The organism is Kitasatospora sp. MY 5-36, assembly GCF_001182915.1.
Lineage (GTDB): Bacteria > Actinomycetota > Actinomycetes > Streptomycetales > Streptomycetaceae > Kitasatospora.
On the sequence record NZ_LFVW01001401.1, the window covers coordinates 1 to 624 of the forward strand.

A 624-nucleotide genomic window follows, 5' to 3' on the forward strand; every position below is an offset into this window, starting at 1 on the left:
GCCGTCGGACTGCTGCTGCTCGCCGGGCTCGCCGTCGGGGCGTCCCTGGCCGTCCGGCCGCCCCGCACCGCGCCCGCCGCGGTGCACCGGCTGGCCCTCGGGCTGACCGCGGCCTTCCTGCTGGCGCCCGCCGGGCGGTTCGGCTACCTCGCGCTGCCGCTCGTCCTGGTCCTGCTCTCCCTCTCGTCCGCCGTCTCGCCCTCCCTCCCGTCCTCCGTTCCGCTCTCCCTCCCGTCCTCCGTTCCGCTCTCCCTCCCGTCCTCCGTTCCGCTCCCCCTCCCGTCCTCCGTTCCGCTCCCCGTTCCGAAAGGCCTGCCATGGGCACCACCCTCGTCGTCACCAACGACTTCCCGCCGCGCCAGGGCGGCATCGAAACCTTCGTCAGGGCCATGGCCGACCGCGTCCCAGGTCACGACGTCGTGGTCTACACCTCGGCCGAACCGGGTGCGGAGCAGCACGACGCCGCTCTCCCCTACCCGGTGATCCGCGACCGCGCCCGCACCCTGCTGCCGACCCCGCGGGCCACCCGCCGGGCCGCCGAGATAGCCCGGGCGCACGGCTGCGACCGGGTCTGGTTCGGCGCCGCCGCGCCGCTCGCCGCGATGACGCCCGGCCTGCGGCGGC

The 624-nt window shown here is 76.4% G+C and carries 1 pseudogene; it reads left to right on the forward strand.

Annotation, left to right across the window (positions count from 1 at the left end):
• Nucleotides 1-317: 317 nt before the first annotated feature.
• Nucleotides 318-624: pseudogene (locus tag AE652_RS42660) on the forward strand (alpha-(1-2)-phosphatidylinositol mannosyltransferase); the annotation flags it as partial.